This window comes from Streptomyces sp. NPDC002054 (assembly GCF_040296685.1).
Classification (GTDB): domain Bacteria; phylum Actinomycetota; class Actinomycetes; order Streptomycetales; family Streptomycetaceae; genus Streptomyces.
Map to the genome: position 1 here is coordinate 75,588 of NZ_JBEOXT010000040.1, position 8,951 is coordinate 84,538.

8 protein-coding genes are annotated in these 8,951 nt (G+C 71.8%); 5 read left to right on the forward strand and 3 right to left on the reverse strand.

Annotated features, from left to right (window positions below):
* Window positions 1-30: 30 nt before the first annotated feature.
* Window positions 31-1,410 carry an FAD-binding oxidoreductase gene (locus ABT123_RS30760; RefSeq protein ID WP_351320609.1) on the forward strand — a complete coding sequence of 460 codons (1,380 nt, stop codon included), beginning with the start codon at window positions 31-33 and terminating at the stop codon, window positions 1,408-1,410.
* A 47-nt stretch (window positions 1,411-1,457) separates the two neighbouring features.
* On the opposite strand, the gene ABT123_RS30765 is transcribed toward ABT123_RS30760, so the two are convergent.
* Window positions 1,458-1,937 carry an SsgA family sporulation/cell division regulator gene (locus ABT123_RS30765; RefSeq protein WP_351320611.1) on the reverse strand — a complete coding sequence of 160 codons (480 nt, stop codon included), beginning with the start codon at window positions 1,935-1,937 and terminating at the stop codon, window positions 1,458-1,460.
* A 302-nt stretch (window positions 1,938-2,239) separates the two neighbouring features.
* On the opposite strand from ABT123_RS30765, the gene ABT123_RS36795 reads away from it, so the two are divergent.
* The gene (locus ABT123_RS36795) at window positions 2,240-3,586 is read left to right on the forward strand and encodes an RDD family protein (RefSeq protein WP_502971099.1); all 1,347 of its coding nucleotides are present in this window, start codon (window positions 2,240-2,242) and stop codon (window positions 3,584-3,586) included.
* Between the two features lie 68 nt (window positions 3,587-3,654).
* Window positions 3,655-4,383: an RDD family protein gene (locus ABT123_RS30780; RefSeq protein ID WP_351320613.1), complete on the forward strand. Its 729-nt coding sequence runs from the start codon at window positions 3,655-3,657 to the stop codon at window positions 4,381-4,383.
* On the opposite strand, the gene ABT123_RS30785 is transcribed toward ABT123_RS30780, so the two are convergent.
* Window positions 4,380-4,703, reverse strand: a complete 324-nt coding sequence (locus ABT123_RS30785) for a hypothetical protein (RefSeq protein ID WP_351320615.1) — start codon at window positions 4,701-4,703, stop codon at window positions 4,380-4,382. The genes ABT123_RS30780 and ABT123_RS30785 overlap by 4 nt on opposite strands.
* Window positions 4,704-5,091: 388 nt before the next feature.
* Here ABT123_RS30785 and ABT123_RS30790 point away from each other — a divergent pair, with 388 nt between their 5' ends.
* Window positions 5,092-7,449, forward strand: coding sequence for an immune inhibitor A domain-containing protein (locus ABT123_RS30790; protein ID WP_351320629.1), 2,358 nt, complete (start codon window positions 5,092-5,094; stop codon window positions 7,447-7,449).
* 134 nt (window positions 7,450-7,583) lie between these two features.
* Complete coding sequence (locus ABT123_RS30795; RefSeq protein WP_351320617.1) at window positions 7,584-7,949, forward strand: hypothetical protein; 366 nt, start codon at window positions 7,584-7,586, stop codon at window positions 7,947-7,949.
* Between the two features lie 31 nt (window positions 7,950-7,980).
* Here ABT123_RS30795 and ABT123_RS30800 read toward each other — a convergent pair whose 3' ends face one another.
* On the reverse strand, window positions 7,981-8,595 hold the full coding sequence (locus tag ABT123_RS30800; RefSeq protein ID WP_351320619.1) for a nicotinamidase: 615 nt from the start codon (window positions 8,593-8,595) through the stop codon (window positions 7,981-7,983).
* Window positions 8,596-8,951 lie beyond the last annotated feature (356 nt).

Consider the following 8,951-nt stretch of genomic DNA (forward strand, 5'->3'; position numbering starts at 1 on the left):
ACCGATGGCCCCCGGTGACACCCTGACTTCATGGACGATCTCCAGACCCGGCTGTACACCCGGCTCGCCGCAGGTCTCCCACCGGAGGCCCTGCTCACCGACCCCGATGTGACCGCCGCCTACGCCACCGACATGGCCAGCTTCTGCGCCGCCGGCCGCCCCGCCGCCGTGGTGCTGCCCCGGACCGTCGAGCAGGTCCAGCACGTGCTGCGCACCGCGACCGAGTTCCGGGTCCCCGTGGTCCCGCAGGGCGCCCGGACCGGCCTGTCCGGCGCCGCCAACGCCTCCGACGGCTGCATCCTGCTCTCGCTGCTGAAGATGGACCGCATCCTCGAGATCAACCCGGTCGACCGGATCGCCGTGGTCGAGCCCGGCGTGGTCAACGCGGTGCTCTCGCGGGCCGTGGCGGAGCAGGGCCTGTACTACCCGCCCGACCCGTCCAGCTGGGAGCAGTGCACCATCGGCGGCAACATCGGCACCGCGTCCGGCGGTCTGTGCTGCGTCAAGTACGGGGTCACCGCCGAGTACGTGCTCGGGCTCGACGTGGTCCTGGCCGACGGCCGGCTGCTGCGCACGGGCCGGCGTACCGCCAAGGGGGTGGCCGGGTACGACCTGACCCGGCTGTTCGTCGGCTCCGAGGGCAGCCTCGGCGTGGTCGTCGGGGCCGTCCTCGCGCTGCGGCCCGCACCGCCCCGGCAGCTGGCGCTGGCCGCCGAGTTCCCGACGGTGGCCGCCGCCTGTGCCGCGGTCTGCGCCGTCATGGAGGCCGGGCTGACGCCCTCGCTGCTGGAGCTGATGGACCGTACGACCGTACGGGCGGTCAACGCGCTCGGCCGGATGGAGCTGCCGGAGACCACCGAGGCCCTGCTGCTGGCCGCCTTCGACACCCCGGACGCGCCGGCCGGTCTGGCGGCGGTGGGGGAGCTGTGCACGGCGGCCGGGGCCACCGCGGTGGTGCCCGCCGAGGACGAGGCGGAGTCGGAACTCCTCCTCCAGGCCCGGCGGATGTCGTTGACGGCACTGGAGGCGCTCCGGCCGGCCACCATGATCGACGACGTGTGCGTGCCGCGGTCGCGGCTGGCGGAGATGCTGGACGGGACGGCGGCGATCGCCGCGAAGTACGCGCTGACGGTCGGGGTGTGCGCGCACGCGGGGGACGGGAACACCCACCCGGTGGTGTGCTTCGACCCGGCGGACGAGGACGAAACGCGCCGGGCCCGCGAATCCTTCGACGAGATCATGGCGCTCGGGCTGGAGCTGGGCGGCACGATCACCGGCGAGCACGGGGTGGGGGTGCTCAAGAAGGAGTGGCTGGCCCGGGAGCTGGGGCCGGTGGGGCTGGAGATGCAGCGGGCGGTCAAGCAGGCCTTTGACCCGCTGGGCCTGCTCAACCCCGGCAAACTGTTCTGAGGACGGCCCCGCGCGCCCGGCCAGGCCGTGCATCAGCAGGCCGTGCATCAGAGGTCGGCGTCCCCGGACTCGTCCGAGGGCCACGGATCGCGCAGCCACAGGTCGTCCGCCGGCGTGGGCGCCAGCAGCTCGGCGAGGGCCTCGTCCAGGCCGAGCCGCTCGGCCTCGGACCCCGGCGGGACCACCCGCAGGGTGCGCTCCAGCCAGGTGGACACCGAGGCCGCCGGGGCCTCCAGCAGGGCGTCGCCGTCGGGGGAGCTGAGGGCCATGCACAGCACCGCCCTGCCGTCGACCTTGGTGGGCCAGATCCGGACGTCCCCGTGACCGCAGGGCCGGAACACCCCCTCGACCAGCAGCTCGCGGGCGAAGGTCCAGTTCACGGGGGCGCTGGAGCCCGCGTGGAAGGTGATGTGCACGGCGTACGGGTCGGCCGTGAGGTACGTCAGCCGGGCGGGGACGGCGATGCTGCGTTCGGGCGACAGGACCAGCTTCAGTTCCAGTTCGCGCTCGATGACCGGGTGGTGCATGACGGGTGCCTCTCTCTGCGGTGCGCGGGGCCTTGTCCCGGCCCCGCATGAGGAGAGAGCGCGGTGCGGGCCGGTCATGACGCGACTTCCGGGAGGAATCGCGGATTGGCCGGAATCTTTCGGCTGACCGAAAACGGTCGACAGGGGCGGGAGGAGTCGGGAACGGCCCGCGGTTCGCCCGAAGGCTTGGATTCTCCCGTTACCGGACCTGTCGGGCCGGGGTTCTTGGCTATGGTCCTCCCTTGCGCAAGTCCAGTCCCTTGCACAAGCCAAGCCTCAAGCCACGATCGGAGTTGGGGACATTGACGGCCTCCCCAGGTGACGGCGAGCACGCGGCCCGCGAGGGCTATTACCCCGATCCGTCCATCCCCGGATTCGTCCGCTACTGGAACGGCTCCGCGTGGGTGCCGGGCACCAGCCGCCGTGCCACGCCGGCGGACGAGACGGGGCCCGTCTTCCTGGACGAGACCGGCGCGATGGCTCCGGTGGCGCCGGCCAGGGAGCATCGGCCGGCCTGGCAGGCCGACCCCGCCCAGCAGTCGGGCTTCGGCGGCCCCCGCGACCACCGCATCTCCTGGGGCACCCCTGCCGCTGCCGCTGCCCCGACTCCGGCCCCTGGTGCGGCCCCTGCTTCGGCCTCCGCCCAGGCGCCGACTCCCGTCTCTGCCCCGGCGCCGGCCCCGGCTCCTTGGGGCGTCTCTGCCTCTGCTCCTGCCCCGGCTCCGGCCTCCGCCCAGGCGCCGGCTCCCGTCCCTGCCCCGGCCCCTGCCCCGGCCCCTTGGGGCGCCCCAGCGCCGGCCCCGACTTCCGCCGCGGCCCCGGCCCCTGCCCCGGCCCCGGCTCCTGCTCCGGCCCCGACTCCGGCATCCGCCCAGGCGCCGGCTCCCGCCCCGGCACCTGCCCCTGCCTCCGACCTCGTCCGGCCGGGGGAGACGGACGGTCGCTGGCCGGCGCCGGCGGGTGATGCCCGGCCGGTGCCCGCTCCCGCTGCGGCGCGCACTATGGCCCAGGTTCCCGGGCCGGCCCGCCGCGCCGAGCAGCTCCCGGCCCGGGCGCAGGCCCCCGCCCCGGCCGGCCGGGCCGCCGAGGCCCCTGCCCGTACAACCGTCGCCGCGAGCCCGGCCCGGCCGCCCGTCACCGACCGGGCCGTGTTCGAGCGGATGGCCGACCGGGCGGCCGAGCAGCCCGCCGGGCTCGGGCGGCGGCTGGCGGCCCGGCTGCTGGACTCGCTGGCGCCCGCAGCGGTCGGTACGGCCGTCGCCTGGCCGTCCGTACCGGAGGTGACCGAACACCTCCAGGCCAAGGTGGACGAGGCCGCACGGGCCGGCGGCGGCGAGCCGGTCACGGTGTGGCTGCTGGACGGCACCACCGCCGGGCACCTGGCCGTGGTCCTCGGCGCGGTGCTGCTCTTCGGGGTGTTCTACGAGGTGCTGCCCACCGCCCGGTGGGGCCGCACCCCCGGCAAGAAGCTGCTCGGCATCAGGGTCGCGGCGGTGGCCACCGGCCGGCCGCCGTCGTTCGGCGCGGCGTTGCGCCGCTGGCTGGTGTACGGGATCCTCGGCGTCCCCGGCTCCCTGTGGTGCCTGCTCGACCGCCCCCGCCGCCGCGCCTGGCACGACCGCGCCGCCGCCACCGCAGTTCGCCGCTAAGCCCTCTCCCTCCCCCTAACGGACGCGGTCCCGTTGCGGGGGTGGGCGGGGCGGGTTCGACTCGGGCCATGAGTACCGATCAGCCGCCGCCGGGCCAGCCGCCCGAGGACGACCCGTTCCTCAAGAAGCCCCAGGAACCGACGCCTCCGTCGGGCGGTTCTCCGTACGGCACGCCGCCGCCCGGTGGTACCCCGCCCGGTGGTCCGCCGCCGCCCCCGGGTGGCGGCGGGTATCCGCCGCCACCGCCGCCGTACGGGGGCGGTGACCCCTATGGCGGAGGCGGCGCCGGCGGCTACGGCATGCCCGATCCGCTCGCCGGGATGCCGCCGCTCGCCGACTTCGGCAAGCGGCTCCTCGCCCGCATCGTCGACGCGCTCATCGTCACGATCCCGCTCTTCCTGATCCAACTGCCCTTCAACACCGACCGGTACACGGTCGAGACGAACGAGGGCGACGACGTCACCCAGATCATCACCCGCTCCTACAACGGCAGCGGACTGATCTGGACCCTGATCGCGATCATCGCGTACGTCGGCTACGACTGGTTCTTCACCAAGAAGAACGGCCAGCCCTTCGGCAAGAAGTGGCTGGGGCTGCGGGTCGCGATGCTCAACGACGGCAGCGTTCCCTCGTCGAACGCCTCGCTGAGCCGGGCCGCCGTGCTCTGGATCCCGACCCTGCTGTGCTGCTTCTGCCTGTGGCCGATCGCACTCATCATCTCGATGCTCGTCGACAAGCCCTACAAGCAGGGCCTGCACGACAAGGTCGCCAAGACGGTGGTGGTCACCGCCACCTAGTGGTGCACAGGATGTTCGGCAGCGGCCGCCCGAGGCTCAGGCACCCGGGCGGCCGCAGTCGTGTGTGCGGCAGGAGCCGCGGCAGGCACCGCCGCCGCAGGAACCGCCGCCTCCGCCGCCGGCGCCGCCTCGCCCCGCTGCCGGCGCCGCTTCGGCATCGGTACCGTAAGGGCCACCAACAGCCCGAGCGCGAGCGCGGCCGTGGTGATGACGGCGATCCCCGGGCCGGCGCTGGTCTGCGAGAGCAGCAGCATGGCGATCGTCGACACGACCACGGTGGCGGACCCGTAGGCGAGCTGTGCTGCAGTCGGACGCGGCATGGCGGTATCCGTCCCTCATGGCGGAGTGGCTCTACGACCGTGAATTCCCAGGCGGTACCGATGGTAAGCGTGACCTGACACACGGTGCCGGGGCACGGGGGGCGCACGGAGTCACGGTGCGCCCCGGAACTCCCTGATAGTCGGCGGAATGTCCGATAAGCGGAACTGACTGACCGCATAGTGCAGTTGGGCGGACCAAGTCAAGGTCTGTCTTTTCTCGAGTCTCTCCGGTCAAATAGCGTCACTTGAGACGCGCGCCGCGCGGAACACCCCATTCCTTTGGCGAAGTTCCGACCGTCCATGAGCGGCCGCGGGAGGGGAACGACATCAAGTGACCAGCAATTCCGCTAGAAGACGCGCTGTGCGCGCTGCCGCCGTGGCCGTGACCATGGCTGCCACCGCCGCTTCCACGCTCGCCTTCACCACCAGCGCCCAGGCCGAGGGCAAGGGCTCCAACGCCCCCGTCGCCGACCGCCAGGACCCGACCGCTCCGTCGAAGGCGCACGTCGAGCACGACCTCGAAGGCCCCTTCAGCAAGCAGCAGGAGCAGGCCAAGAAGGCTGCCCTGGAGCAGGTGCTGTCCGGCAAGAAGGGCGCCGAGCAGCGCGGTGCCTCGAAGGTCGTCAAGCTCGACGACAAGAAGTACGTCGAGCTCGGCCGGGAGAAGACCGACAAGATCTTCACCATCCTCGTCGAGTTCGGCGACCAGGTCGACACCCAGACCATGCACGACCCGGACGGCGCCGACGGCCCCAAGCCGCCGGTGGTCAAGTACGGTGGCACGCCCGGCCCGCTGCACAACAAGATCGCGCAGCCGGACCGTGCGAAGGACAACAGCACCGTCTGGCGCAAGGACTACAACCAGAAGTACTTCCAGGAGCTCTACTTCGGTACGGGCAACGGCAAGCACTCTCTGAAGACCTACATGGAGAAGACCTCCTCGGGCCGTTACTCGGTCGAGGGCGAGGTCGCCGACTGGGTCAAGGTCCCGTACAACGAGGCCCGTTACGGCTCCAACTACTGCGGCAGCAGCAACTGCGCCAACGTGTGGGACACCGTCCGTGACGGCGTGACCGCCTGGGCCGAGGGCCAGAAGAAGGCGGGCAAGACCGACGCCCAGATCAAGGAGAAGCTGGCCCAGTACGACCTCTGGGACCGCTACGACTTCGACGGCGACGGCAACTTCAACGAGCCCGACGGCTACATCGACCACTTCCAGATCGTCCACGCGGGCGAGGACGAGTCGGCCGGCGGCGGCGTCGAGGGCACGAACGCGCTGTGGGCGCACCGCTGGTACGCCTACGGCACCAACGCGGGCAAGACCGGCCCGGAGAACAACAAGGCCGGTGGCGCCCAGATCGGCAACACCGGCATCTGGGTCGGCGACTACACCATGCAGCCCGAGAACGGCGGCCTCGGTGTCTTCGCCCACGAGTACGCCCACGACCTGGGTCTGCCCGACCTGTACGACACCACGGGCGGCGGCGACAACAGCGTCGGCTTCTGGTCCCTGATGTCGGCGGGCTCCTGGCTCGGCGAGGGCAAGGACTCCATAGGCGACATGCCGGGCGACATGACCGCCTGGGACAAGCTGCAGCTCGGCTGGCTGAACTACGACAAGGCCAAGGCCGCGACGAAGTCCACGCACAAGCTGGGTGTTGCGGAGTACAACACCAAGGACAAGCAGGCGCTGGTCGTCGAGCTGCCGAAGAAGAAGGTCACCACCGAGGTCGTCGCGCCGGCCGAGGGCTCCACCCAGTGGTGGAGCAACATGGGTGACGACCTGAAGAACACCCTCACCCGGTCGGTCGACCTGTCCGGCAAGAAGTCCGCCGCCCTGTCCCTCAAGGGCTGGTGGGACATCGAGAAGGACTACGACTACCTCTACACCGAGGTGTCCACCGACGGCGGCGCCACCTGGACCGCGCTGGCCGGTACCGCGGGCGGCAAGGCCATCCCGGTCGACGCCGCGGGCTCCCCGTCGCTGACCGACGTCTCCGGCGGCTGGCAGGACCTGAACTTCCCGCTGGACGCCTACGCGGGCAAGAAGGTCGACCTCCGGTTCCGCTACCAGACGGACGGCGGCGCGGGCGGCAAGGGCTTCACGGCCGACGCCATCACGCTGACGGCCGACGGTGCCGCGCTCTTCACCGACGGTGCGGAGAACGGCGACAACGGCTGGACCGGCAAGGGCTTCTCCCGGATCGGGAAGGGCTTCACCAAGGAGTACGCGCAGTACTACCTGGCGGAGAACCGTCGCTACGTCTCGTACGACCAGACCCTCAAGGTCGGCCCGTACAACTTCGGCTTCGCGAACACCCGTCCCGACTGGGTCGAGCACTACCCGTACCAGGACGGCCTGCTGATCTGGCAGTGGGACACCTCGCAGAAGGACAACAACACCAGCGTCCACCCCGGCCAGGGCCTGATCCTGCCGATCGACGCGAACGCCAAGCCCATGAAGTGGGCGGACGGCACCCTGCTGCGGAACAAGATCCAGCCGTACGACGCGACCTTCAGCGCCTACTCGACGGACGCGTTCACCCTGCACAAGAACGGCGAGTCGCTGTTCCTGAAGCCGAAGGCCGCGAACATGGTCTTCGACGACCGCAAGGGCAAGTACTACTACGACGAGAACCCGACCGGTTCGGTGAAGGTCACTGACACCAACACCAAGATCAAGATCGTCAAGGAGCCGTACGACGGTCTCCAGATGACGGTCGAGGTTGGCCCCTCCGCGAAGTAATCAGCAAAACCGCAGGTCAGAGCATGATCGACCGTCGCCCTCTAGCGGGCGGCGGCCGTTCGCGTTTAGATGCCGGTGCGAGTGTCTTATTGACACTCCGCTCCGACTCTGTCTCAACGGGGGAGATTCAACACATGCCTGGCGGAGGTTTCGTCAAGCTCCCGAACGGGAGCGTCGTGGTCGCTCTGACCCTGCCCAGACCGGTGGCCGGACCGGTGGCCGGGGCGGCGGCCGGCGTGGCGGCCGGCGTGGCCGGCGCGCCCGCCTGCCCGTCCGGATCGGTCCGCGTACTGGTCCACGCCGTGAACCGGGCCCGCGCCCTGACCAGGCTGCGGAACCTCGGCATGCGCGCCGTCTACCTGCGGGGGAACACCCAGCCGCCGACCCCGGACGAGGTCACGGCGGTGCTCCACCATCCGGACGGGCTGCTGTGGCGGACGGCGCCGGACGACGTGGAGGAGCTGTGGCACCCGATACGGGCCCTGCTGCGGGGCGCCTGACGCGGGGCCCGGGAGAGCTCTAGGCCGGGCCCTAGGCGGGGTCCTGGCCGCCCGCGACCACCGGGATGCCGGTCAGCTCCACACCGGCCGTCCGGAGCTGCTCCAGGGCCCGCCGGGTGGTGTGCGGGGCCACGCCTGCGGTCAGGTCCAGCAGCACATGGGTCCGGAAGCCCGCGCGGACGGCATCGAGGGCGGTGGCCTTCACACAGTGATCGGTGGCGATCCCGACCACGTCCACCTCGGTGACCTGCCGGTCCCGCAGCCATTGGGTGAGGCCGGTGCCGTTCTCGTCGGCGCCCTCGAAGCCGCTGTACGCGGCGTCGTACGCGCCCTTGTCGAAGACGGCGGCGACGGCGCCGGAGGCGACGGCGGGCGCGAAGTTCGGGTGGAACCCGACGCCCTCCGTGCCGGCCACGCAGTGCACCGGCCAGGAGGTCTCGTAGTCCGGCTCGGCCGGGGGGTGGGCGAAGTGCGCGCCGGGGTCGATGTGGTGGTCCCGGGTGGCGACGACGTGGCGGTAGCCGGGGGTGGCCTGGCCGATCAGCTCGGTGATGGCGGCGGCGACGTCGGCGCCGCCGGGGACCGCGAGGCTGCCGCCTTCGCAGAAGTCGTTCTGTACGTCGACGACGATCAGTGCGCGGTGCATGGCGCTGTCCTTCGGCTAGATGGCGGCTGACTGGCTGGCTGACTGCTGGCTGGCTGAACGATCGCTCCCCGGGGCGCCCCCTGCGGGAGCCTCTTCCCCCACCCCGCCCCTCCCCGAAACCGGGGCTCCGCCCCGGACCCCACCAGGTGCCCGGGCTCCGCCCGGCACCCCATTTCGGGGTCTCCGCCCCCGGCCCCCGGGTGCCGGGCGAAGCCCGTGCACCCAGGCGGGTGTGGGGCGCAGCCCCCGCCCGGGCGGGCCGGGGCCCGGCGTCCCGAGGCGGGGCTTGGGGCGGGTGCCGGTCTTTCAACGCGGCCCATCTGGCGATGGCCGTCGTCGACCGGGACGGCTTCGTC

Bases quoted from the DNA above. Each gene is read 5' to 3' on its own strand.
- ABT123_RS30760 (WP_351320609.1), top strand. From the start codon at position 31: ATGGACGATCTCCAGACCCGGCTGTACACCCGGCTCGCCGCAGGTCTC.
- ABT123_RS30765 (WP_351320611.1), bottom strand. From the start codon at position 1,937: ATGCACCACCCGGTCATCGAGCGCGAACTGGAACTGAAGCTGGTCCTG.
- ABT123_RS30780 (WP_351320613.1), top strand. From the start codon at position 3,655: ATGAGTACCGATCAGCCGCCGCCGGGCCAGCCGCCCGAGGACGACCCG.
- ABT123_RS30785 (WP_351320615.1), bottom strand. From the start codon at position 4,703: ATGCCGCGTCCGACTGCAGCACAGCTCGCCTACGGGTCCGCCACCGTG.
- ABT123_RS30790 (WP_351320629.1), top strand. From the start codon at position 5,092: ATGGCTGCCACCGCCGCTTCCACGCTCGCCTTCACCACCAGCGCCCAG.
- ABT123_RS30795 (WP_351320617.1), top strand. From the start codon at position 7,584: ATGCCTGGCGGAGGTTTCGTCAAGCTCCCGAACGGGAGCGTCGTGGTC.
- ABT123_RS30800 (WP_351320619.1), bottom strand. From the start codon at position 8,595: ATGCACCGCGCACTGATCGTCGTCGACGTACAGAACGACTTCTGCGAA.